This is a genomic window from Algisphaera agarilytica, from assembly GCF_014207595.1.
Taxonomy (GTDB): Bacteria; Planctomycetota; Phycisphaerae; order Phycisphaerales; family Phycisphaeraceae; genus Algisphaera; species Algisphaera agarilytica.
This window is the reverse complement of the sequence record NZ_JACHGY010000001.1, coordinates 2493182-2516760: the sequence shown is the minus strand read 5'-3', so window position 1 is coordinate 2516760 and position 23579 is coordinate 2493182. Positions and strand designations below refer to the sequence as shown.

General features: G+C 64.0%; 19 protein-coding genes. 8 read left to right on the top strand and 11 right to left on the bottom strand.

The genetic code is table 11. From position 1 onward, the window contains the following. The first annotated feature begins 280 nt into the window (after positions 1 to 280). From HNQ40_RS10875 to mdoH, 3 genes are read left to right on the top strand one after another with little or no spacing between them, the layout of a single operon-like run. Positions 281 to 2077, top strand: coding sequence for a glucan biosynthesis protein (locus HNQ40_RS10875; protein ID WP_184677858.1), 1797 nt, complete (start codon positions 281 to 283; stop codon positions 2075 to 2077). Beyond that, entirely contained in the window at positions 2074 to 2751 is a 678-nt protein-coding gene (locus tag HNQ40_RS10870; protein WP_184677857.1) for a hypothetical protein, read from the top strand. The genes HNQ40_RS10875 and HNQ40_RS10870 overlap by 4 nt, the downstream gene beginning before the upstream one ends. Beyond that, on the top strand, positions 2744 to 4801 hold the full coding sequence (mdoH, locus tag HNQ40_RS10865) for a glucans biosynthesis glucosyltransferase MdoH (protein WP_184677856.1): 2058 nt from the start codon (positions 2744 to 2746) through the stop codon (positions 4799 to 4801). The genes HNQ40_RS10870 and mdoH overlap by 8 nt, the downstream gene beginning before the upstream one ends. 38 nt (positions 4802 to 4839) lie before the next feature. Here the strand turns inward: mdoH and HNQ40_RS10860 are convergent, their stop codons facing one another. Continuing rightward, entirely contained in the window at positions 4840 to 5232 is a 393-nt protein-coding gene (locus HNQ40_RS10860; protein WP_184677855.1) for a winged helix-turn-helix transcriptional regulator, read from the bottom strand. 145 nt (positions 5233 to 5377) lie between these two features. On the opposite strand from HNQ40_RS10860, the gene HNQ40_RS10855 reads away from it, so the two are divergent. From HNQ40_RS10855 to HNQ40_RS10835, 5 genes are read left to right on the top strand one after another with little or no spacing between them, the layout of a single operon-like run. Further along, positions 5378 to 5668, top strand: a complete 291-nt coding sequence (locus HNQ40_RS10855) for a putative quinol monooxygenase (protein ID WP_184677854.1) — start codon at positions 5378 to 5380, stop codon at positions 5666 to 5668. Between the two features lie 50 nt (positions 5669 to 5718). Then, entirely contained in the window at positions 5719 to 6564 is an 846-nt protein-coding gene (locus HNQ40_RS10850) for an enoyl-CoA hydratase/isomerase family protein (protein WP_184677853.1), read from the top strand. Positions 6565 to 6616: 52 nt separating this feature from the next. Continuing rightward, complete coding sequence (locus HNQ40_RS10845; RefSeq protein WP_184677852.1) at positions 6617 to 7603, top strand: zinc-dependent alcohol dehydrogenase family protein; 987 nt, start codon at positions 6617 to 6619, stop codon at positions 7601 to 7603. A gap of 3 nt (positions 7604 to 7606) precedes the next feature. Further along, positions 7607 to 8578: an LLM class oxidoreductase gene (locus tag HNQ40_RS10840; RefSeq protein WP_184677851.1), complete on the top strand. Its 972-nt coding sequence runs from the start codon at positions 7607 to 7609 to the stop codon at positions 8576 to 8578. Between the two features lie 22 nt (positions 8579 to 8600). Beyond that, positions 8601 to 9410 carry an SDR family NAD(P)-dependent oxidoreductase gene (locus HNQ40_RS10835; protein WP_184677850.1) on the top strand — a complete coding sequence of 270 codons (810 nt, stop codon included), beginning with the start codon at positions 8601 to 8603 and terminating at the stop codon, positions 9408 to 9410. A 45-nt stretch (positions 9411 to 9455) separates the two neighbouring features. On the opposite strand, the gene HNQ40_RS10830 is transcribed toward HNQ40_RS10835, so the two are convergent. The 10 genes from HNQ40_RS10830 to HNQ40_RS10785 form a co-directional block, all read right to left on the bottom strand. Further along, positions 9456 to 10925 (bottom strand): dockerin type I repeat-containing protein, encoded by a 1470-nt coding sequence (locus tag HNQ40_RS10830; protein WP_221435490.1) that lies wholly within the window; start codon positions 10923 to 10925, stop codon positions 9456 to 9458. Between the two features lie 316 nt (positions 10926 to 11241). Then, complete coding sequence (locus HNQ40_RS10825; RefSeq protein WP_184677848.1) at positions 11242 to 11841, bottom strand: PEP-CTERM sorting domain-containing protein; 600 nt, start codon at positions 11839 to 11841, stop codon at positions 11242 to 11244. Between the two features lie 201 nt (positions 11842 to 12042). Continuing rightward, positions 12043 to 12726 carry a ClpP family protease gene (locus tag HNQ40_RS10820; RefSeq protein WP_221435489.1) on the bottom strand — a complete coding sequence of 228 codons (684 nt, stop codon included), beginning with the start codon at positions 12724 to 12726 and terminating at the stop codon, positions 12043 to 12045. A gap of 196 nt (positions 12727 to 12922) precedes the next feature. Beyond that, positions 12923 to 13279, bottom strand: coding sequence for a hypothetical protein (locus HNQ40_RS10815; protein WP_184677847.1), 357 nt, complete (start codon positions 13277 to 13279; stop codon positions 12923 to 12925). Positions 13280 to 13509: 230 nt separating this feature from the next. Next, positions 13510 to 14616 carry a phosphoribosylformylglycinamidine cyclo-ligase gene (gene purM / locus HNQ40_RS10810; protein WP_184677846.1) on the bottom strand — a complete coding sequence of 369 codons (1107 nt, stop codon included), beginning with the start codon at positions 14614 to 14616 and terminating at the stop codon, positions 13510 to 13512. A gap of 133 nt (positions 14617 to 14749) precedes the next feature. Further along, positions 14750 to 16756 carry a vWA domain-containing protein gene (locus HNQ40_RS10805; RefSeq protein ID WP_184677845.1) on the bottom strand — a complete coding sequence of 669 codons (2007 nt, stop codon included), beginning with the start codon at positions 16754 to 16756 and terminating at the stop codon, positions 14750 to 14752. Positions 16757 to 16913: 157 nt separating this feature from the next. After that, positions 16914 to 17825, bottom strand: a complete 912-nt coding sequence (locus HNQ40_RS10800; RefSeq protein ID WP_184677844.1) for a DUF58 domain-containing protein — start codon at positions 17823 to 17825, stop codon at positions 16914 to 16916. Between the two features lies 1 nt (position 17826). After that, the gene (locus HNQ40_RS10795) at positions 17827 to 19101 is read right to left on the bottom strand and encodes a hypothetical protein (RefSeq protein WP_184677843.1); all 1275 of its coding nucleotides are present in this window, start codon (positions 19099 to 19101) and stop codon (positions 17827 to 17829) included. A 28-nt stretch (positions 19102 to 19129) separates the two neighbouring features. Further along, on the bottom strand, positions 19130 to 20167 hold the full coding sequence (locus HNQ40_RS10790) for an AAA family ATPase (protein ID WP_184677842.1): 1038 nt from the start codon (positions 20165 to 20167) through the stop codon (positions 19130 to 19132). A 150-nt stretch (positions 20168 to 20317) separates the two neighbouring features. Beyond that, positions 20318 to 23527 carry a VWA domain-containing protein gene (locus HNQ40_RS10785; protein WP_184677841.1) on the bottom strand — a complete coding sequence of 1070 codons (3210 nt, stop codon included), beginning with the start codon at positions 23525 to 23527 and terminating at the stop codon, positions 20318 to 20320. Positions 23528 to 23579: the final 52 nt, after the last annotated feature.

The window sequence follows — 23579 nt, the reverse complement described above, 5'->3', positions numbered from 1 at the left end:
GGAGGGGCCGGCGGACGGTGCGTCGCACCGCGATTGCCTGGCCGGTGAACGGAGGCCTTGGAGACCTATCGACCAGTGCGAACACCCCACATCGAATTTGTCGCCGGGCGGGTTCTCCACGCCCTTCGAGCCGCCTCTAGGGCTAATCCTGAACTTCGTTCGATCTTGGCTGGCAGAGCCCAACTCGATATACTGACCCGATAAGAGGTGGGCAGTACAGAACACGGCCAGCCGTCCCCCCCGGCGAAGGCCCAAGCAAGATAACTCCTTGAATTATCGTATGAAAGAATGGTTCTCTGGCTACGACAGAGTCGGTGTGGCGTCGGCATTGGTCGCCGGGGCGTGCCTGCTCCAGGCGGTGACCCCGGTTCATGCCGACGCGCCCGACCTAGCGTTCGAGGTACTGGTGGACCGCGCCCGCACCCTCTCCACCGAGCCCTACTCGAACGAGGCCGCCCCCCTGCCCGAAGCCATCGCCGCGCTCGACTACGACGGCCACCGCGACATCCGCTGCCTGCCGGAGAACTTCCTGTGGTACGGCGGGCCCGAGCCGTTCCGCGTCCAGTTCCGCCACCGCGGCTGGCTGTTTAAAGAAGACGTCCGCCTGTCGACCGTTGAGGGCGACGGGTCGCAGGTCCAACCCCTGCCCTTCTCGGCCGAGCGTTTCACCTACGGCAAGATCGCCTCGGAAACCGTCGACCCCGAATCGCTGCCCGGCGACATGGGCTACGCCGGGCTCGCGCTGCACAAGGTCGAGTTCGAAAAGTTCGAGCTCGACGCTTTGGAAGTCGGCTCTGACATCGATACGGATGAAGCCGTAGCCACAATGTTAGAGGGCGCAATCGAAAAAGACGGCCAACTCGTCAAAGAAACCTTCAACGAGTTCATGTCCATCCAGGGCGGCTGCTACTTCCGGGCCATCGGCTTCGGCCAGCATTGGGGCTCGTCCGCCCGCGGCATCGCGATCAACACCGGCCTGCCCGAACCCGAAGAGTTCCCCCGTTGGGCCGAGCTCTGGGTCAAGCAGCCCGCGCCCGGCGACACGTCGCTGACCCTCTACGGCCTGCTCAACGGGCCGAGCGTCACCGGGGCCTACCGCTTCGTGATCACCCCCGACACCACCACGTCGATGGACATCACCTCGCACGTGTTCTTCCGCCAGTCGGTCCGCAAGCTCGGCATTGCGCCGATCACCGGCATGTTCCTTTTCGGCGAAGAGTCCCCTGCCCGGTTCGGCGACTACCGCCCCGAAGTCCATGATGCCGACGGCCTGCTCATGCAGCACGCAAACGGCGAGCTCAACTGGCGGCCCCTGCGCAACCCGCACCACACCCGCGTCAGCCGATTCGCGATGACCAACCCCAAGGGGTTCGGCCTCATCCAACGCGACCGCGACTTCAACCACTACGAAGACCTCGAAACCGAGATGCAGATCCGCCCGTCGATCTGGGTCGAGCCCAAGGGCGAGTGGGGCCAGGGTTGGGTCGAGCTCCTCGAGATCGCTTCCGACGACGAAGGCATCGACAACATCGGGGCTTACTGGGTCCCCGCCAACGAGACCGAACTGGCCGCCGGCGATGAACTCACATTGTCGTACAAGCTTGAATTCACGCAGGAAGTCCGCCCCGCAGACGGGCAGGCGATGCCCTGGGTCGACACCCGGGCGATGCTCGGCGACGGCGGCGATGAAGAAGCCAACGCCAAGAGCCTGGTCCGCACCGCCGTGAGCGAAGACGCCGCGGGCAAAGCGGTCGCCCGGTTCATCCTCGACACCGCGCCGCAGACCGCCCTGCCCAGCGGCACGATCGTCCGCAGCGACGTGGGCGTGTCCAACGGCAAGCTCGCCGGCGAGCCGGTCATCCAATACAACAAGTTCGACCACGCCTACCGCCTGTTCTTCGACGTCATCGCCGACGGCACCGCCCCCGTCGAACTCCGCGCGACCCTCCGCGGCGCGACCGCGCTGGACCGCAAGAAAGAACAGGCCCCCGAAGGCACCTACGACGACGTGGTCGATCCCGACACGGGCCCGCCGCTCAGCGAAACCTGGCTCTACCGGTGGGACCCCCAGCCATGACCGCCTCCGACCTCCCCGAACTCGCCACCGCGCCGCAATCCGCTACGCCCATGACGGACGCGAACGAACCCACCCCGACCCACGAACCGGCGGACACCCCCGCCGACGTTGAAACGGCCGAGGTTTCCGCCGGCGACACGCGTAACGCCGTCGAACGCGTCGTCGCGTATTTCGTGGCGTTGGGCGTCGGGGGCGAAACGGCGCTGAGCCTGACCAACACGCTGGACCAACGGATCGACCCCACCGAAAGCACCCCCGCCCGGCGGGCCGAGCTCATCCTCGAAGCCTTCGACCGCTGGACCGATGAACTCCCGGCCCTCATGGGCATGGGAGAACAAGCCGACCGCGTGGCGTTCACCCTGGCCAACCATCTGGGCCGGCTGCTCAACCAACACCCGGACGCGCTGGATGACCCCGACGAACTGATCCAGGCCATGCAGCCCCTGCTGGACGATCGCCCCCACGGCATCCTGCCCAACCTGCCCCGCCAGGAGATGCACCGCCAGCCGCTGGGCGATCTCCCCTCGGTATTGCAGGGCGAGTTCTGGAGCGGCACGTACCGCTGGGTCGCGCCCGTCGGCGCGAGCACCAAGCGCATGTTGAGTGGCGGAAAAAAACAATCGAACGGCACCGACAGTCCCAGCGTTTCGAAGGGGACCGAATCCGGTGAGTGACATCGTCCCCAACAGCCCCGTCCCCCGCATGCTCCGCACGACCAGCGGGGCGCTCTTCTCTCGCTTCAGCCTTCTGCTGGCGACGGTCGCGAGCACGTATCTCGCCTCGTACGCCTTCGGCCACGTCGTCTTCGGCGACGACGGCAACGGCGTGAACCCCGTGACCATCGCGTTGTGGCTGTTGTTCTGCGTGCTGTTTCTCTGGGTCGCGCAGGGGTTCTGGACCGCCACCATCGGGCTGCTGCAGATGCTCCGCCGTTCACCCAACGCGGTGTTCAAGGTCAAGGTGGAGACCCAGCCGTGGATGGCCCCGGAGAAGCTCCCCCGCACCGCGATCCTGATGCCGATCTACAACGAAGACAGCATCCGCGTCTTCGCCGGCGTCGAAGCGATCATCCGCTCGATCCACGCCCAGGGCTACACCTCGGCCTTCGATCACTACATCCTCTCGGACACCACCGACCCCACCGTCTGGCTGGAAGAAGAAACCCAGCTCGCCGCGATCCTCGACCAGTTCGCCGACGAAGGCGTCGACGTCAACATCTACTACCGCCGCCGTCACAAGAACAAGGCGCGGAAGTCCGGCAACATCGAAGACTTCTGCGAACGCTTCGGCAGCGCCTACAACTTCATGCTCACCCTCGACGCCGACAGCGTCATGGACGGCGGCACCATCGTGGAGATGGTCCACCGTGCAAGCGCGCAGGACGACATCGGCATCCTCCAGGTCCCCCCGCAGCCGGTCAACCGCAACTCCCTCTTCGCCCGCTGCCAGCAGTACGCCGCCAGCGTCTACGGTGAAGTCTTCAACGTCGGCTTCGGGCACTGGACCCACCTCGATGGCAACTACTACGGCCACAACGCGCTCATCCGCGTCCAGCCGTTCATCGACCACTGCGGCCTCCCGCTGCTCCCGGGCAAAGCGCCCCTCGGCGGCGAGATCCTCTCGCACGACTTCGTCGAGGCCGCGCTCATCCGCAAGGCGGGCTACAAGGTCCAGATCGCCTTCGACCTCGACGGCAGCTACGAAGAATGCCCGACGACGCTCGTCGATTACGCCATCCGCGACCAGCGCTGGTGCCAGGGCAACATGCAGCACATCCGCCTCGTGTTCACCCGCGGCTACAAATGGATGTCGCGCATCCATCTGGGCATGGGCGTGATGTCGTACCTCGCCTCGCCGTTGTGGCTCGCGTTCATGCTGCTGGGGCTGATGGCGGTGGTCATCGCCGGGGGTACCGCCGCCGATCCGTACGAGCCCTTCGGCCCGTTCCTCATCGGTATCACGCTGTTCGCCGTGGTCATGGCGATGCTGCTGATCCCCAAGTTCTACGCGGTGTGTCTGGTGCTGCAACGCCCGGACGTCATGCGCGCCCACGGCGGCGAATTGCAGGCCGTGCTCGGCGCGATGATCGAGGTGGGCATCTCCATCCTGATCGCCCCGCTCATGATGGTCTACCACACGATGTTCGTGATCAACACGCTCATCGGCCGAACGGTCAAGTGGAACGCCCAGCAGCGTGACGAGTCGGCCGTGGGCTGGGGCGACGCCGCCCGCAACCACTGGCGGCACACCGTCGGCGGGATCGTCTCCATCGCCGTGATCGCCTGGCTCGCGCCGTCCCTGTTCTTCTGGGCGCTGCCCGTCCTCGTCGGGCTGGTCGTGTCGATCCCCGTGTCGGTCATGCTCTCGAGCGTCGGCGTGGGCACCTGGTTGCGTGAGCACCGCCTGCTCATGATCCCCGAGGAACACGACACCCCGAAAGTGCTGCGCCTGCACGCGACCGCACTTGAGCGCACCCAAGCCGTCGCCGACGCCGTGGCGGACCAGCACCCCATGGACCGTGTCGTCCGCGACCCCGCGTTCAACCGCTTCCACCTCGCCGCGCTCGCCAGCAACCGTGAGCCCTTCGAGTCCACGGTCAACGTCGCCGCCGCTTTGGAACAAGCTGCACAGGACGGCCTCCCGGAACTCGAACGCCCCGAACAGGTCGCCATCCTCTCCAACCCCCACGCCCTGCGCCGCCTGCACCACGCCGCGTGGGTGTAACGCTTGGGTTGCTAATCACCGACACGCGATTTCACGAATCAGGCTGATTCACTCTGAATCTCGGACGCCTCATGCGCTTCTCGCGCATGTTGCGCCTCTTCCGCCAATCGACGGACCTTGAAATCACAGCCCCACTGCTGCATCTGCACCAGGATCGGCTCGAGCGTTCGGCCGAACTCGGTGATCGTGTACTCCACCCGCGGCGGGACCTCCGGGAAGACCTCGCGATGCACCACACCGTCCGCTTCCAGCTCACGGAGCTGGAGGGTGATCATGCGTTCGGTGGCGTTCGGAACGAGCCGACGGAGCTCGCCGAAGCGTTTGGGCCCCTGCATCAGGTGGCATAAAAGCACCGGCTTCCATTTTCCTCCGATGACGCTGAGCGAGGCCTCAACGTCACAACCTGTTTTCCAACAATACTTTCGCGTCATATGCATGATCCTGGACAAGAAACTTTTTCAATACTTACAAAAATGTGGGTACTTGTCAAGACCAATGTTGCCTCATATCTTCCGACCAACATCGAAAGCCTGCCCCTAGCGGCCACCCCCGGCCGCCCCCAACACGGAACCCGCCATGCCCAAGCTCACCATCGTCGCCAACATCCACGCCATTCCTGACCAGATCGATCGGGTCAAGGCCGAGCTGGAGAAGCTCATCCCGATCACCCGGGCCGAGGCGGGCTGCCTGCAGTACGACCTGCACCAGGACAACGACGACCCCGCCCACTTCCTGTTCTTCGAGAACTGGGAGTCCCGCGAGCTCTGGCAGCACCACATGAACGCCCCTCACCTCGCCGCCTACCTCGAAGCGACCGAAGGCGCGGTGGCCGAGTTCACCGTGGACGAAATGACTCAGGTCGACTGACCCTCCGTTACCTCCCTCCACTTAGTACCCCAAGGACAAGGAATTCAGACATGAGCTACGACAAATTCACCACGTTCAAAACCGACATCGAAGACGCCGTGATGTGGGTCACCTTCGACTTCCCGCCCGTCAACGTCCAGGGCCAGGAGATGCTGGCCGACCTCAACAGCCTCGCCCTTCGGCTGGAGCGCGACCGCGACATCAAGGTCGTCGTCTTCCAGTCGGCCAACCCCGAGATCTGGGTCTGCCACTACGACACCAACCTGCTCAAAGACATGTCCACCGAGGCGGTGTCGCGTGACGAAGCGAATCTGCTCGACCTGCAATCGGTCTGCGAACGCATCAGCAAGCTGCCCCAGGCCACCATCGCCAAGCTCGAAGGCTTCGCCCGCGGCGGCGGCCACGAGCTCGCCCTCGCGTTGGATATGCGCTTTGCTGCTCGCGGTAAGTTCAAGTTCATGCAGATGGAAGTCGGCATGGGCATCCTGCCCTGCGGCGGTGGTGCTTCGCGGATGGCCCGCCAATGCGGCCTGGGCCGGGCACTCGAGATCATTCTCAGCGCCCGTGACTTCACCGCCGAGGAAGCCGAAGCCTACGGCACCGTCAACAAAGTCCTCGAGCCCGACGAGATCGGCGAGTACGTCGACGACCTCGCCAAGCGGATTTCGAAGTTCCCCGCCGAGTCGATCAGCGCCTGCAAGAGCATGGTCTACGAATCGATCGACAAGCCGATCGACGAAGCCCTCAAGGCCGAGGCCTACTGGCTCTACCAGGCGACCAGCAAAACCCCCGCGGTCAAGCGTTTCCAGATCGCCGACGACAAGGGCCTGGAGCACGACATCGAGAACCAACGCAACTGGAACGACCTGGTCATGGGCGTCCAGGAAATCCAGTAACTTCCCAACCCAAACCTGATCCCCGTTTCAATTGCTTTAAGGAAATTCATTGATGAAAGCCATGCTCGTTAAATCCTACGGCCCCGACTCCGTGTTCGAGGCCGCCGAGGTCGCCACCCCCGAAGCCAAGGCCGGCGAAGTGCTGGTGAAGATCGCCGCGTCGAGCGTCAACACCGTCGACACGATGATCCGCACGATGGGCGAAGCGCTGCCGTTGTCGCCCGCCGCCCCCGCGATCCTGGGGATGGACTTCGCCGGCACGGTCGAAGCGGTGGGTGAAGGCGTCGAAGGCTACGCCGTGGGCGATGAGGTATACGGATGTGCCGGCGGCCTGGCTGACCTGCCCGGCACGTTGGCCGAGTACATCGCCGCGGACAGCAAGCTGATCGCGCACAAGCCCAAGAACCTGTCGATGGCCGAGGCCGCGGCACTGCCTCTGGTGGTGATCACCGCCTACGAAGGCCTCAAGCGTGCGGGTATCACCGCAGGACAAAAAGTCCTGGTCCACGGCGGCTCGGGTGGCGTGGGCCACGTCGCCCTGCAACTCGCCAAACACTGGGGTGCCGACGTCTACGCGACCGGCGGCGGCGACAAGCAGCTCGAACTCATCCAGCAGCTCGGCGCGACCCCCATCAACTACAAGACCGAAACGGTGGAAGACTACGTCGCCAATCACACCGGCGGCGCGGGCTTCGACATCGTCTACGACTCGGTGGGCGGGGCCAACATGGCCAACTCCTTCGAGGCCGCGGCCCTCAACGGCCACGTCGCCTCGACCGTCTCGATGTGCGAGCTCGACCTGACCACCGCCCACTTCAAGGGCCTGTCGCTGCACGTCGTGTTCATGCTGATCCCGATGCTGCACAACTTCAAGCGTGAAGAGCACGCCGCGATCTTGAGCGACGTGACGACTATCGCCGAGGCCGGCGGACTCAAGCCCGTGCTCGATGAAAACAAGTTCACCCTGGATCAGGCTGGCGAAGCCCACGCCCGCCTGGAGAGCAAGCAAGGTATGGGCAAAGTTGTTGTTGAGAACTAAGCCATGACCACGGCCGCCGCGTCAACCACCCCATTCCCCAGCCTCAACCGCGGATACAACAGCGTATTCCGCGCGGGGAAGCTGTCCCTCGGCCTGGTCGTGCCCGTCACGGAGTACACCCAATCCCGGGTGCCGGACATGCACGACCAGGCCCGTCGGATCAAGCTCGCCGAGACCTTGGGTTTCTCGGCGGTGTGGCTGCGCGATGTGCCGTTTGATGTGCCTTCGTTCGGCGACGCGGGGCAGCTGTACGACCCGTTTGTCTACCTAGGCCTACTTGCGGGCCAGACCGAAAAGATCGCACTCGGCGTGGCGAGCATCATCCTGCCGCTGCGCCACCCCGCCCACGTCGCCAAAGCGGCGGCGAGTGTGGATGCGTTGTCGGGGGGTCGGTTGATCCTCGGCGTGGCGTCGGGCGATCGGCCGGACGAATACCCCGCGCTCAACATCCCCTACGACTCGCGTGGCCAACGCTTCCGCGAGAGCTTTGAATACATCCGCACGATGAGCGAGACCGCCCCGCCGTTCGACAACGATTTCGGCAGCTCGCTGGGCGGCATCGACATGCTGCCCAAACCCACCGCCGGCTCGATCCCGATGCTCGTCACCGGCGGCAGCCAACAAAACCCCGACTGGGTCGCCCAGCACGGCGACGGCTGGATGACCTACCCGCGTAACCTCGACGCCCAGGCCCACGTCATCCAGGACTGGCAGCAACGCGTCGAAGCCGCAGGCCGAGCGCCGCAGCCCGTGCTGCAAACGGTGTATATCGATCTTGCCGAGAACCCCGACACGCCGCCCCAGCCGATCCACCTCGGCATGCGGCTGGGGATGAACCACCTGCTCGACTACGTGAAATCGCTCGAAGCCATCGGCGTGAATCACCTGGCGCTCAACCTGCGTTTCAACCAGGCCGACATCGACCAAACGCTCCACCGCCTGGCCGACGATTTGCTGCCCCACTTCCACGACTAACCCCAAGACCGCGAGCCCCGCTATGCCCAAAACCATCCTCCTCACCGGCGCGACCGACGGCATCGGCCTCGAAACCGCGAAGATGCTCGCGCCCCTGGGCCACCACCTGCTGCTGCACGGCCGAAGCGCCGCCAAACTCGAACAAACCAAGAGCCAAGTCGCCTCACTGCCCGGTGCAGGGCCGGTTGAAACCTACGCCGCCGACCTGTCGGACATGAAGCAGGTCGAAGCGCTCGCCGCCGAGGTTTCCAGCAAGCATGAGAAGCTGGATGTGCTGATCAACAACGCAGGCGTCTTCATGACCCCGACCCCCGTCACGCCCGACGGCCTGGACATCCGCTTTGCGGTGAACACGGTCGCGCCGTACCTACTCGCAACCCGTTTGACTTTGCTCATGGGACCGGGCGGCCGGGTGGTGAACCTGTCCTCCGCCGCGCAAGCGAAGGTCGACCTTCAAGCGTTGGCCGGCCAAAACTCACGGCCGCTCCCCGACAAGACCGCCTACGCCCAGAGCAAACTCGCGATCACCATGTGGACCAACCACCTCGCAGCGCTCTACCAGGACGACGGCCCGCTCTTCGTCGCGGTCAACCCCGGGTCACTGCTGGGCAGCAAGATGGTCCGCGACGCCTACGGCATGGCGGGCGGCGACCTGAAGATCGGTGCCGACATCCTCACCCGCGCCGCGCTGTCCGAAGAATTCGCCCACGCCAACGGCAAGTACTTCGACAACGACTCCGGTCGATTCGCTTCACCCCACCGCGACGCAACCCAACCCAAGCTGTGCGCCGAAGTGGTCAACACCATGCAGACATGGCTGGCCGCACGGTGAATACCAAGAGCCGCAAGAACCCGCTTCTCAGTGGGATTCACAATTTCAGCAAGTAATTGGGTTGCGACGCCGCGAAGCCATCAAAACGCCCAGCCCCGAAACCATCAGGAGGGATGCGGGTTCGGGGATGATGGTGAAATTGGACAGACCGCTGGCGGCGCTGGTGTTGCCGAAGTTGTCTTGCCAGATAGTGTAGTCGGCCGCGTCCACGATACCGTTGCCGTTGCCGTCGGCGGCCAGATCGTCCATCGAGCCGAAGCTGTCTTGCCAGATGGTGTAGTCCGCTGCGTCGACGACGCCGTTGCCGTTGTAGTCGCCGGGGAGGGTGATGTCGACGACGTCGGGGTTGAGCGTCAGGCCGAGCAAACCCGAAGGCTCGTCGAAGGTAATGAAATCAAAGGCACTCGCCCGGAGATCGAGCGTGTTGATTTCGAAGTTGGGCAGGATCAAGTTCATGCCGAGGATGCCCGCAAGTGTGAGCTGATCACCGGTGTCGGGGTCCTCCACCGCGATATCCAAAACCAGGACCGGTGCCTTGGTGTAGGTGATCGGCTCGCCCTCAACGGTGGGCAGCGTGAGCGTGTCGAGCAGGAACCCTGCAACGGTGGTCGTGCCGCCGACGCCGCCGACCTGAAGCTGGAATTGATCTTCCAACGGAGCACCTTCGAGGAACGGTGTGCCATCGGGGAGCGTGTCTTCGCTATATGTCACCCCCATCAGCGCAGCCTGCTGCTCGGAGATAATCGAGGTCATTGCCCCCATGTCATAGAGCCAACTCCCGCCGGATGAGGTCCCGCCGTAGCTGGCCACCACCTGGGTATCCAATGGTATTGAGCTAAGCGTATTGGCTGCCGCAACACCGCCACCAGGGATCAACGCGTCAAGCGGGTCTCCGCCAATAAAAGGGTTTTCGCTGAAGGTTGGCCCCTCGCCGCCGGTGGTCTGAGTGAAACGCGAGAAGTCCGCATAGGTCGTTTGGATATGAAAATCCGCATCAGGCACGCTGTTGGGAAGCTGTCCCGAGTTATAGACATTGACATCGGTGACCTCGATCTCGCCGCCGTTAAACCTGCGAGAGTCCATGGTCACCGTCTTGCCCTGGAACAGAGGCATGCCAAACACATCGAGGCCGCCAATAAAGGTGTCGCTGTTTTGCTGAGCGACCTGGGCCCGGATGTTGGTAAAGACTTGGTTGTAGGTTTGGGTAAAGGTCGCAGGATTATCGATATCCGCACCCACACCAAACGGCGCGAGAAAAGGTGCGAGGTGGATATTAATGTTCTCGGACACATTGAAATAGTCGATGCCACCCACACCGACATCACCAAATTCAACCCCTGAAGCAAGCGGGACACCCAGGGCGTCTGCGGTTTCTTTTGCCAGCAAGACACCGCTCGCCCCACTGTCGTAGAACGCTTTAATCGTGAACGTCGGACCAAGCAAGCCCTCGGTGGTCAACGGCGAAGTCGGATCGCTAGGCAACGTAATCGCCGCGTTGATCTGCGGGATCTCCACAGCCGCAACCTGAACACCCTCGATCGTCAATGCCGAGGCCTGTGCTCCCAACGCCCCAACCAATAGCGCAGTACCGTAGCTCCTAGCAACCCGTCCCCGGCGACTCATACCCTGCTGTAACAAATGATTCAAAGGAAACACCCTCAAGTTCCCCGGGGGTGAAATTAATCAAGGCAGACAAGATTTAGGAACGAAGTTTGAAACAAGAACAAAGAGACAAAAACGCAAAGACACTCCCAGTGTATCGCTGGAAGCGCTTCGCACCAAGATTCAACGCTCATATCTCCCCAAATCCGCCCCTGATTTTGATCTCAGCCTAACCCTGAGCCCGTCGCGACCGCGTGCAGATCGCCACGCCTCCCAGGCCGATCAGCAGCAGCGAGGAGGGTTCGGGGACGATCACCACGTCGTCGATGTACTTGGCTTTGTTCACACCGGTGAAGAAGCTGATCTGCGTGAGGGACTTGTCGGCATAGCCTGCAAGCGTCGGGGTCAGGTCGCGGTAGGCCCACTCGAATTGGACGTATTCGGGGTCCTCGGCAAACAGGGTGTCCTGCACCTGGCTGGCGTCGGAAAACGTCAGCGTCACGGCTGAGCCGACGCTTCCAGTACCCCCCATATGGAAATACCAATAACCCGCTTCGGTGATCTGGCTGACAGGGATCGGATCAAAACTCTGGTAGAGATTGCTCGGCCCGGCGGTGGGCATCGGCGCGCTATACGCCGAGTGGCTGCCCGTGCGGGCGAAGCCGAGGACCGACCAGGGGTTGTTGTTCACGTCCGGCTCGTCCCAGCCGGTGAGGTCGCCGGTCTCGAAGCCGCCGTTGACCAGAACGTTGCCATATGCTCCGCAGGAAATCGAAGCAAACAGCGCAATCGTAAAGACGTAGCGGGTTCCAACGTTGAACCATTTCATCGCGTGACTCCGTGGTGTTTCTGATCGAATGCCGAGCGGAGGCGTATGCCTTGGCTCGGCTCAACCTAGAAACCCCAAAACCGCCGTTGTCCTGCGCAGCGGTATTGGAAATCTGCGTCGTATGTGCTGGGGCAAATCACACAAAAAAACCCACGGCCAAGATGACCGTGGGCTTCTAATTTCTTGGGGAGGCGTTTCAGATCAGGACGCGTCGTCCGAATCTTTCTTGGCGGGCTTCTCGATGACTTCGTCGACGAGGCCGTAGTCCTTGGCTTCCTGGGCACCGAAGAACTTGTCGCGTTCGGCGTCCTTGGCGATCTGCTCGACCGATTGGCCGGTGTAGCCCGCGAGCAGCTCGTTGAGCTCATTCTTGGTCTTGAGGATTTCGTCGGCCTGGATCTTGACGTCCGAGGCTTGGCCGTAGATCCCGCCGTAGGGCTGGTGGATCATGACCTTGGCGTGGGGCAGGCAGTAGCGTTTGCCCTTGGTGCCCGCGGCGAGGGTGAGGGCGCCGCCGGACATCGCCTTGCCGATGCAGTAGGTGTTCACGTCGGAGCTGATGAAGTCCATCGTGTCGATCATGGCCAGCGTGTCGTCGACGCTGCCGCCTGGCGAGTTGATGTAGAGGTTGATGTCTTGGCCGGGCTTCTGGTTCTGCAGGTGCAGGAGCCGCATCACGACGCCCATGGCACTGGCGTGGTTGATCTCGCCGATGAGGAAGACCACCCGGTTTTCGAGCAGCATCTCGTCGATGGTCATCTCGCGGTAGCGGCCGATGGGCGGGGCGAGCTGGGGGTTGGGGTACGGATTGGCCATGGCCTTGGCGTCGAGGCCTTGGGCCATCGCTTGGGGCATCAGGGCGAGGGGGTTGAACGTCGGGTCCATTGCGAATCCTTTTCGGGGCCGTGTGGGCGGGAATCAAAATCCGGGGCGGTGCCCTGGCGTGGGGCTTCTTCCATGAAGTACCGAATCATAGCAAAGCCGCACCCCGGAAGGCGTCTATCGACGGTTTCCGGGGTGCGGTGGATCGGGTCTTCGATTGTGTAATCAAGGGGGGCAGCCGAGCTGCGGCGAGATCGATTTAGAGCGAGTCTTGCAGGTCGTCGTGGTCGTCGTCGAGGTCGAGATCGAAATCCACGTCCTCGGGGCCGAAGTCAGCGGCACTATCGGGCTTGGGAGCCTGGCTGGACTCCTCGAGCATCTTGCGGAGGTAGCCGTTCTCCCGGCGGGTGGCCTCGAGGTCGAAGACCAGGTACTTGATCGACAGACGCAGGTAGTCCAGCGACTCCTGGAGCTCGCCGACGGTCTTCTTCAGCTTGCCGTGGCGTTCCTTGGTTTGCTGGGCGAGGGCTTCCAGCTTTTCGCGCTCGGCCTTGGGCAGGGTGCTGATCTCACCCATCAGGTCGCCGAGTTTCTTTTGGAAGTCGTGTTCGTTCATCTCCGGGGGCTCCAGATACAGATTGCGGGGAAGCGGCGGGCCAGGTGCAGGCCGCTATGCAGTTATAGCACGGGCCCCCGAGCGAGCGAAAGAGAAGCGAAACATCGATTCTAAATTTATTCAAATCTATATTTTTCAATGACTTGAGAAATATTGCCCAGTAAAAAGCCCCGCCGTAGTCTGCAGCGGTCAAACCGGATGTTGCCCAAACGCGACATCCCCGGCCCGGATCACTTGGTGAAGACGACTTTGCCGCTGCCCGCCGTGATCTTGCCGAGGGTGAACACCTGCTCGCCCGCCTTGGTCAGCTTCTCGGCGATCGCCTCGGCGAAGTGCGGCCGGACGATCAGCGTGTAGCCGATGCCCATGTTGAACACCCGCAGCATCTCGTCCTCGTCGACGTTGCCGTGCTTCTGCAGGAACTTGAACAGCGCCGGCACCTCCCAGCTCTTGCGGCTGATCTTCGCGTCCAGATTCTCCGGCAAAGCCCGGTTCACGTTGCCCGGCAAACCGCCACCGGTGATGTGAGCCATGCCGCTGATCGGGCGTTTCCGCTTGTAACCCGCCAGCAGCCGCACGATCGGCTTGACGTAGATCCGCGTGGGCTCGAGCAGAATCTCGCCCAGCGTCTTGCCGGCAAACTGCGGGTCGTCGTCGAAATCCTTGTACACCTTGTTTAGGTCGAGCTTCGCCTGCTTCACGATCGCCCGCACCAGCGTGTAGCCGTTGCTGTGCACGCCGCTGGACGCCAGGCCCAGGATCACATCGCCTTTCTCGACGCGCTGGTCGCCCTCGACAATCCGGCTGAGCTCCACCACGCCCACCGAGAAACCCGCCAGGTCGTAATCGCCCTTGCCATACACATCCGGCATCTCCGCCGTCTCACCGCCAATCAGCGCACAACCCGCCAGCGAGCACCCGTCCGCGACGCCCTTGACGATCCGCTCCATATGGACCGGGTCCACCGAGTGCGTGCCGATGTAGTCTAGGAAGAACAACGGCTCGGCCCCCTGGACGATCATGTCGTTGACGTTCATCGCCACGCAGTCCTGCCCGATCGTGTCGTGCTTGCCGAGCTGGATCGCCAGCAACACCTTCGTGCCCACGCCGTCGGTGCAGCTCACGAGGACGGGGTCTTTGTAGTTGCGTTTGAACAACTTCTCGTTGAAGTCCAGCCGGAACATGCCCGCAAACGCGCCGTGCTTGCCCAGGACGCGGGGGCCGTGGGTCTTGCGCAGGTGCTGCTGGATCCGGCCGACCATCGCGTCGCCGGCCTCGATCGAGACGCCAGTGTCGGCGTAGGTGAGGGATTTCTTGGATTTGGAAGTCTTGGCCATGGGGCGCACAGTGTAGCGGGGGAGCGAAACGCAGAAAAATAGCAAACCCGAAAAGCAACAAATGGACCTCTAAACCGCCCGGATCTGGCGTGTTTGATTTTCTACTTTGCTGCTTTTGAGCTGTTCTGCGTTGCTAAACCCGCATCCGCCGCGTGTACACCAGCCACTCGATGACCAGCATCCCCAGCGCCGCCCACGCGAACCACTGCCACACCTCGCGGCGGATCAGCGACGACTCGGCCGTGGCCTGAACCACGCCCGTGCCGACCTCCAGCCGTTCGACGGGCCGGGTGTCACTCTCCAACTCATCAAGCAGGTTCACCGCCAGCCGGTCCATCGGGGCCGACACCGTGGTGCCGTCCGCGTCGTAGAAGCCCACGCGGGTGAACGCCGGCAGCGTTGCCCGGCCTTCCCGTGTCGTCGCCGACAACCGCACCGGGCCGTTATAGCCCACCGTGGTTTCGCCGCCGGGTACCGTCACCGTCGCCGACTCGCCCGAGCGGAACGACAGCGCCGCCTCGCCGCTCGACGCGCTGGCGGTCTGACTCAGGCCGAGCGTCTCGAGCGCGTTGACCATGAAGATCTGGAAGCTCCAGTGGTGCGGCCACCGGCTCTCGAGCACATCGAAGCTCACCGCCACGTGCCGCTGCTGCGCATCACGCGTCTCGGCGATCAACGGCCCCGCCAAACCCACCGCCAACACCTTCGCGTTGAGCGGCACCGTCAGCCGACCCGGGCGACGCAGCGTCACATCGTCCAGCACGACGTACTGCATCAACGGGTGGTCCCGCGACCAGGTCAACACCGACTGCATCACCGGCGCATCCTCCGCCGACGCCCGCACCGACAGCCCCGGCACCGGCACCGCCCCGCCAAACGCCAGGCTGCTTACCGGGGGAACCGCCGTCGGCGAATACCGATCGAACACGATCACGTCGTACCCCGAGTCCACCCCCGAGCCGTCCGCCGCCCCGTCGCTGCGTAGCTCGGCAGGCGTCATCGCCTCGTACTCTTCGGGGGTCCGCAGCTCCAGCCGACGCGCCCCCGCAGCACGGATCGCCTCACGCAGATAGCGGTTGCCCTCGGTGACCAGCAGCACGCCCAGCCGCTGAGCGGGAAGCAGCTGCAGCCGCACCGCGTTGTCCGCGAGCAGCCCGTCGTTGTGGTCGTGCACCAGCTCGATCGTCGCGCTGCCCGACAGCGGCACCTCAAACGTCACCGACGCCTCGCCGGTCGCGCCCGGCGTGGTGTTGCCCTGATCGTCCACCGTCGGCGCATCTGCTGCGGGCAACGACAACGCCCGGGTCCGCACCACTCGGCCGTCAACCATCAGCGTCACGTTCGTGCGGGTCGCCAAACCGGTATTGGTCAGCCGGGCGAAGACGCGCACCAGCGAGGGCTGGTCGTAGTCGCGCCGGGCCGAGGCCGAGACGATCCCGACGTTGGTTTCGATCACTTCGCCGATGCGTTCAAACGCCAGCGTCGCGCCCGGCAAAGCCAGCGGCTCCGCCCCGTCGCGGTGGACCCGGCCGTCGCTGAACACATACACCGTGAGGCCCTCGGCGTCGGCGGCGTCACCGCCGGGGCCCGCCGTGTGCGGTTCGATCAGACCCAACGCCGGCTCGATCCGGCTGCGCTGGTCCGTCACCCCGATGCTACGCACCGCGGTCCGCAGCAGGCCCCGGTCGTTCGTGAACGACTGCAGCACCTGCGCCCGTTCGGCAAAGCTCACCACCATCGCCCCGCCCGACGACGCGTCGAGGTTGTCGATCAACTGCAACGCCCGGTCTTTGGCTTCGTCGAGCCGTGTCTTGCCGCCGGCCATCTCCGTGGCCATCGATCCGGATTGGTCGACCACGATCACCACCCGCTCGCCGGGTGCCACCGTCGCCCGCTGCGTCGGCCGGGCCATCGCCAGCAAGAGCAACGCCAACAGCAACAGCTGCAACCACAGCAACAGGTTGTTGCGGATCCGCTGGAACGGCGCATTCACCTGCAGGTCCTGCACCGCCCGCTTCCACAGCAGCGTGGATGGTACCACCATCGGCTTACGCCGCAGCTTCAGGAAATACAGCGACACCAGAAGCGGAATCGTGATCCCCGCCGCGATCAGTGCAGTTACGGGGTTGAGAAAACTCATGGGTTTCCTCCAATCGGCAAGGCAGCGCTTCGCTTAATCACGGAGAGCGCGGAGACACGGAGGCACGGAGCCAAGGCAGATAGACGAAGGGTCACCCCGAAGGATGCCTTCCTCCGTGCCTCCGTGCCTCCGCGTACTCCGTGGTGGATCGTTCGGGTCATCCCAGCAACCCCCTCTCACGCAGGTACTTCAGGACCACCAACTCAACTGCGAGGTCAGTTGTCGCGGTCATGTATGACATCCCGCGTTTGGTGCAGGTGTCGCGGACGTGCTGGCAATACGCCTGCAGGTTGGCCTGGTACTTCTCAAGCAACGCCTTGCTCACCGACACCTCGGCCAGATCGCCGTCTTCCATATCCGTGAGTTTGAGATCACCCACCACGCCGCCTTTGGCCGGGTCGACTTCCTGGGGCGAGAGCAATTGGATCGCGTAGGCGTCGTAGCGATCGCCCGCTAGGTAGCGCAGCGCCGCGGAGAGGTCGCCCTTGTCGAAGAAGTCGCTGACCAGCACGACCACGCCGGGGCGTTGGTTGAGCATCGCCAGCTTCTTGCAGACCGCCGCGAGGTTGCCTTCCCCGGGCGTGGGTTGTTGCTGGTTGAGCCAATCGACCATCCGCGGGATGGGGCGACGCCCGCGCATACCCTCGGCCGTGCCGGCGACGGTGTCGGTGAAGCTGTAGAGGTTCAGCCGGTTGTAGTGGGTCAGTGCGATATAACCCAGCGCCGCGACCATCTGCTTGGCGTAGAGCAGCTTGTTCGGCTCGCCGTAGTCCATGCTCACGGTCGTATCGATCACCAGCGACACCGAAAGGTCTTCCTCTTCCATAAACAGCCGGAGGAACAGCTTGTCCAGCCGGGCGTAGAGGTTCCAGTCGATCCGCCGCAGGTCGTCCCCGACGACGTAGTTGCGGTAGTCGGCAAACTCGACCGAGGCGCCCCGCTTCTTGGATCGCCGCTCGCCCTGCACCGTCCCGCGCAGCATCTTCCGCGAGCGCACGTCCAGCCGATCAAGCTGGCGCATGAACTCGGGGGTAAGCAGGGTGTCGGGATTGAGGGCGGTGTCTGCCATATCAGTTGATCCAGAACGCGAAGCCCGGGAAGTTTCGGCCGAAGTCGTTGTTGAGCTTTCGCCAGAAGCCGGGGTCGGTCAGTTTGCCTTCTTCAAGGTACGGGTGGGCCGCGGTGCCCTGGACCCAGAGGATCAGGTCCAGCGTCGTCGGCTCGGTAAAGACCTTCTGCACGTTGATGCCCCGCTTCTCGTTGGTGCCACGCCAGAACGGAAGCAACGTCTCGCCTTCCAGGATCGCCTCGGCCTCGTCGAGGAAACTCAGCCACGAGTCGATCTGCTCCTGCGTCAGATTGATGCCGATCGCGCCCGTTTGGTCGGGCCCCGGCACCCACTCGTTCTGGTTGTCGGTCTCGGCGAGGATCGAGTTCCAGCTCAGCCGGCTGAACTCGATGACCTGCATGAAGTGCGCGTGGGCCGCGGGCATCCGCTCGGCGTCACGCAGCGGCTGGTTGATGAGGTGCAGCGCCGCAATCAGGTCGAGAAAGAGCATTTGGTCGAAGCCGCCGTACTCGTCCTGCACGTTCTCGAGCAGCCAGGGGTACGGCGTCTCGGGCTTCTCAAAGAACAGATGGGCCGTACGGTTGAACAGCTCGGTGCCGTCGTAGGCCAAGACCACATCCACCACGCCGCTCATCACCTGGCAGTAGCCGCGGAGCCAGTACGCGTCGGCGGTGTCGAGGCCCAGGACAAAATTTTCAGCCTTCGCCTGCACCCCCGGGTCGTTCTCATCGGGTTGCTGCCACCGGCGTTGCCGGCCGGTCAACGCGTCGTAGAAACGCCAGAGCCCTTCGTCGTCGGCGAGCTCGCCGTCGCCGTTGAGGTCCATGTGCACCGTGCCGATGCGCAGCGGCATCTGCGCCGCTTCATCGCCGATGGGAGCGAGGATGTCATCAACCTCCGCCAGCGCTTCTTCGAACCGCTCGAGCATCGCCACCACGTCGTCGGCCGAGACCGGCTGCGGGTCGGGGTTGCGCCGCACGGGCACCGCCAGCAGCGGCATCATCATGCCAAAGTCTTCCCCGAAGTTGCGCACGCCATACGAGTAGGTCGTCTGCGCAAACTCCTCGATGCCATCGAGAAAAGTCGTCACGCCGAGCGCCAGCCGCGCATCGTGATCGCCGGGCTGCTGTTCGAGGTGGCCGAGCAGAACCGCCTTCGCCTCGCCAAACTGCCCCCGGTCAAGCAGCGGCTGTACGTCCGGCGTCTCCGCCACAGTGGTGCCAACCGGCAAAGCAGTGATGAGTAGTGTGGTCAGGATGGATGTGAATCGTTTCATGGTGTACCCCTTGTCGGATGGTGTCGGTTCAGACGCCGAGGCCAGCCACCTCGACAGGCAAGTTATCGATGATGTCGTTCACGACCATGTCGGCGGTGATGCCCTCGGCCTGGCCTTCGAAATTCAACAACACGCGGTGACGAAGTACCGGCAGCATCACGTCGCTGATGTCGGCGACGGCGACGTGGGCCCGGCCATCCAGTAGCGCCTTGACCTTGCCGCCAAGGACTAAGGCCTGGGCCGCACGCGGACTCGCGCCGAAGCGCAGGAACTGTTTACTTAGGGAGGTGGCAAACTCGCCATCGGGGTGTGTCGCCAATACCGAACGGATCGCGTAGTCCTGCACGTGCGGGGCGATGAGCACCTGCCGGGCGAGCTTCTGGTAGGTCACGATCTTCTCGGCATCCAACACCGGATCAATCGTCGGCGTCACCGCGGCGGTCGTGCGGTTGACGATCTCGTTGAGCTCTTCGCGGTTCGAATAGCCCACGTCCAGCTTGAGCATGAAGCGGTCGAGCTGGGCCTCGGGTAGCGGGTAGGTGCCTTCCTGCTCGATGGGGTTCTGCGTGGCCATGACGAAGAACGGCTTGCTCATCGGGTAGGTGGTTCCGCCGACGGTGACGGATTTTTCCTGCATCGCTTCGAGCATTGCGGCCTGGGTCTTAGGGGTGGCGCGGTTGATCTCGTCGGCCAAAACGATCTGGGCGAAGATCGGGCCCTTCTGGAACTGGAACTCGCGGGCCACGGTGCCGTCGGGGCGTTGGTTCTCGACGACGATCGTGGTACCGGTGATGTCGGCGGGCATCAGGTCGGGGGTGAACTGGATGCGGGAGAAGTCCAGCCGAAGGGCTTCGGAGAGCGAGCGGATGAGCATCGTTTTGCCCAGGCCGGGCACGCCTTCGAGCAGCGCGTTGCCGCCGACGAAGAGGCAGGTGAGGATGCCGTCGATGATCTGGTCGTGGCCGACGATGGCCTTGCCGATCTGTTCGCGGACGGCGCCGTAGTCGCGTCGGAAGTCGGCGGCGAGTTCGAGGATCTGGGATTCGGGGAGGTCGTTTTGGGCCATGGCTTAGCCTTTCGGTGGAGTATTGATTGGGCGTGTCTTAGCTCGGATAGATCGGATCGGTCGGAGAAGGGCAAGACGCGGGGGAGTTCGCTTCATTCGGCCTTGAATCCGCAACATCCGAATAATCCGAGCAGATTCTGTTGAATTTCATCATTGGTTCTTCTCCCTCGCTCGGCGTTTGGCGGCGAGCAGGCGGTTGGCGGTGGTGGCTTCTTCCGGTGGGGTTTCGGATTGGGGTTTGGCTTGCGAGGCGAACGAGGAAGACTCGCTGGCGGCTTTCGCGCCGCCCACGGCGTCGGCGAAGTCGGCGGACACCTTCGTACCCGCGGCGGCCTCGAACTTTTTCTTCTTTTCGGGAACGGGGACAAACGCGTCGCCGTTGCTTGCTTGTGCGCCCTCGGCCCCGCTGTGCTGCACGGACTTGCGGCGTTTCTTGAGGGCGGACATCGTCTGCTTGGTCTCGGTGGCGGTGCGTCGCTGCACCGACATCTTCTGCTTGGCCCACGCGGCGATCGCGCGGTGGTCCCAGGCGATCCGGCGGTTGGCCACGTCTAGCAACAACAAGCCGAGCAGCCACGGCAGCAGCGTCCAACGCAGCGGCCGGGTGGAGACCGACTCGAAACGGTGCGTGCGATCGAACAGACTTGCCGCCACCGGGTCGGCCGGGTCGAGCACACGCCCGCCGGTGGTCGCGGCGATCTCGCGGAGCAGCTGGGTGTTGGGCTTGAACTTGCGGAGCTCTTCGCCCGCCGCGCGGGTCGCGCCGCCTGCGATGAAGGTTTGTTCGCCGCCGGGCGTACCCATGAAGAGGTTGAGGATATAGCTGCCGGTTTCGGTGGCGGGGGCGAGGGCTTCGTAGAGGCCGGGGCCGACCTGCTTGAGATCGATGTCGGTGATGTTGCCGTCGGGGCGGAGGACTTTGCCCTGGATGACCTGAGCGGCCGCACCAGCCCCTGCGCTTTGCTCAGCTTCGGCGTCAACGGGGACATCGAGACGGACGCGGAGTTGGTCGCCTTCTACAGTCGCGGTGAGCTCGGCCTGCTGGCTGGCGCTGGGCCGGCTGACGTAGCGGACGGTGCGGGCCCAGAAGTCGCCGTAGCCACCCCAGTTCAGCCAAGGGGTGGCCCACTTGTTGGTCGCGTCGCTGGTCCACGCCGCGGACTTGCCCAGGCCGACTTGCCAGTGGGCGAAGAGCGGTTCGCCCTCGGGGCCGAGTAGCGGCATGTCGATGCGGCGGTCGTACTTGGGCCCGGTGAGCACGAGGCCGTTGAGCGACGGGGTCGAAGGCAGGTTTGCCATGATCGGCGAGCCGGTGTTGCGACGCTGCGGGGTGAACTCGATCTCTTTGATCAGGTTCTTGCGGATCGTGCGTGCCTCTTTGACGAACACCTGCGGTAGGTCGTTGGGGTCGAGCACCGGGTGGTACTCACCCCCGCCTGCAAGCGCTAAGGCTTCGAGGATGTCGGCTCGATGCCCATCACCTACGCCGATCGTCGAGACGCTGATGTTGGCGCGGTTGAGCTTGTTGATGATAGGCAGGAAGTTCTCATCCGCCCCGCCGTCGGAGAGCAGGATGATGTGTTTGATCGACGACTCGCGCAGGTCCTGCGTGTTTTGGATGAGTCCTTCGTAGGCCCGCTCGAGGCCCGCGAGGATGGACGTGCCCCCGCCGGGGTTAATCGAGCGCAGCGTCCGCATGACCGCTTGGGGGTTGCGGTTGCGTTGCATGGGGACGACCCATTGCGAGAAGCTGTCGAACGCGACGACGCCGATCATGTCGTGCTGGTAGAGCGTCTGCACCGCGAGCGCCGCGGCCTCGCTGGCGATCTCCTGCTGGGTCTTCCCGGAGTTGCCGACGGGCGCGCCCATCGACCCGGAGCGGTCGATCACGATCGCCAACGCACCCGAGGGCAGCACGGTCTGCGAGGGGATTTCGCAATCGACCGGCAGGATGCTCTGGTCGATGATCGAGTTGGTCCAGCCGCCCGCGCCGAAGCTGTCGGGCCCGCCGAGCATGATGAACCCGCCGCCCAGGTCGTTCACGTAGCGGGCGAGCATGGTCTGCTGCTGGCCGGTGATCGCCTCGGCCGGGACGTTCTGAAAGATCACCGCGTCGTAGCGGGTCAGCGCCGCGGTGTCGCGGGGGAAGTCGCCGGGCGGGATCACGTCGAGGTTGATCTGGCGCTGCTGCAACGCCTCGGGCAGGATGCTCCCGGGAGCGCCGCCGACGTTGTCCACCAGCAACACCCGGCCGCGGCCCTGCACCAAAGTGAACGACTCGGCGCTGTTGTTGACTACGACCGAGTCAGACGAGGCCGTCGCGCTTCCCGCCACGGCGACGGGAGCCGTGATCACGGCCGGTTCGAACACCGCCTCGAACCGGTTGGCCCCGGAGGCAAAGATCGGCACGTCGATCTGCTTGGCCAGCACATACCTTCCCGACTCGGACTGCACTTCCGACACGACCGCGATCTCGTTGCCCTGCGCGTCCTGCTGCTGCTCGGTCAGGGCCCGGGAGTCGGACCAATCCGACGGCACGATGGGGATGCCCTTGCCGTCGGCGGCGCCGTTGAGGTCGAGGACCCGGCCGTCGTGTTTGAGCTGGAGCTGGCCGCGGGCCGGCGCGGTCCCCCGCAGGACCACGCGCACCGCCACGGTCTGCCCTTCGCGGGCCTCGATCGGGGTGTACACGCCTTCGACCATGACCTCTTCCCCGACCCGGTAGTCGATGGGCAGCACGTCGATCACCACGCCCGCCGCTGCGGCGTTGCGTGCCGCGGCGAGGGTGTCGCCGGACGTGTCGTTGCCGTCGGTCACGAGGACCAGGCGGAGCGCGGTGTTGGCGTCGCTCTTGGCGGCCATCGCCCATTCGAGCGCTTTCGCGGTGTCGGTGCCCTCGCGGACCTGAGCGCCCGTTGACGGGTCGAGACGAACCTCGTTGCCGGGGCGGGTCACGACGGTCGGCCGGTTGTCGTAGGTGACCACGCCGAAGCGGTCGTCGGGCTGCTTGTCCTCGGAGGCGGCGACGAGGAAATCGCGGATCGCCTGCGACATGCTGCGATTGGCAGAAGTATTGATCGGCTGCTGGTTCGGGAAAGCCGACACGGGCGGCTCGCCAAACACGCTCATCGACGGCGACTGGTCCACCACCGCGATCACGGTCAGCTCCGTGTGCCGTTGCTCGGCCCGAAGCCCCGCCAGCATCAACACCAAGAGCACCAACACCCCGACCCGCAGCCCGATCGCCAACCCCCGGCGGATCGGCTCAACCGTCGCCAGATACTTCCAACCCAGCCACCCGATCGGCAAGACCAGCAGCAAGAGCAGAAGCAGTTCGGGATGATCGAGACGGAAGTTCAACTAGATTTCGGATTGGAGATTTCGGATTTCGGAAAGACACACAGACCCAATA

Excerpts from the sequence above, each read along its gene's own strand:
- HNQ40_RS10835 (WP_184677850.1), top strand. The coding sequence starts at position 8,601 with ATGCCCAAAACCATCCTCCTCACCGGCGCGACCGACGGCATCGGCCTC.
- purM (WP_184677846.1), bottom strand. The coding sequence starts at position 14,616 with ATGGCCAAGACTTCCAAATCCAAGAAATCCCTCACCTACGCCGACACT.
- HNQ40_RS10875 (WP_184677858.1), top strand. The coding sequence starts at position 281 with ATGAAAGAATGGTTCTCTGGCTACGACAGAGTCGGTGTGGCGTCGGCA.
- HNQ40_RS10855 (WP_184677854.1), top strand. The coding sequence starts at position 5,378 with ATGCCCAAGCTCACCATCGTCGCCAACATCCACGCCATTCCTGACCAG.
- HNQ40_RS10820 (WP_221435489.1), bottom strand. The coding sequence starts at position 12,726 with ATGGACCCGACGTTCAACCCCCTCGCCCTGATGCCCCAAGCGATGGCC.
- HNQ40_RS10845 (WP_184677852.1), top strand. The coding sequence starts at position 6,617 with ATGAAAGCCATGCTCGTTAAATCCTACGGCCCCGACTCCGTGTTCGAG.
- HNQ40_RS10850 (WP_184677853.1), top strand. The coding sequence starts at position 5,719 with ATGAGCTACGACAAATTCACCACGTTCAAAACCGACATCGAAGACGCC.
- HNQ40_RS10805 (WP_184677845.1), bottom strand. The coding sequence starts at position 16,756 with ATGAGTTTTCTCAACCCCGTAACTGCACTGATCGCGGCGGGGATCACG.
- HNQ40_RS10795 (WP_184677843.1), bottom strand. The coding sequence starts at position 19,101 with ATGAAACGATTCACATCCATCCTGACCACACTACTCATCACTGCTTTG.
- HNQ40_RS10800 (WP_184677844.1), bottom strand. The coding sequence starts at position 17,825 with ATGGCAGACACCGCCCTCAATCCCGACACCCTGCTTACCCCCGAGTTC.
- HNQ40_RS10870 (WP_184677857.1), top strand. The coding sequence starts at position 2,074 with ATGACCGCCTCCGACCTCCCCGAACTCGCCACCGCGCCGCAATCCGCT.
- HNQ40_RS10825 (WP_184677848.1), bottom strand. The coding sequence starts at position 11,841 with ATGAAATGGTTCAACGTTGGAACCCGCTACGTCTTTACGATTGCGCTG.
- HNQ40_RS10840 (WP_184677851.1), top strand. The coding sequence starts at position 7,607 with ATGACCACGGCCGCCGCGTCAACCACCCCATTCCCCAGCCTCAACCGC.
- HNQ40_RS10790 (WP_184677842.1), bottom strand. The coding sequence starts at position 20,167 with ATGGCCCAAAACGACCTCCCCGAATCCCAGATCCTCGAACTCGCCGCC.
- HNQ40_RS10860 (WP_184677855.1), bottom strand. The coding sequence starts at position 5,232 with ATGACGCGAAAGTATTGTTGGAAAACAGGTTGTGACGTTGAGGCCTCG.
- HNQ40_RS10815 (WP_184677847.1), bottom strand. The coding sequence starts at position 13,279 with ATGAACGAACACGACTTCCAAAAGAAACTCGGCGACCTGATGGGTGAG.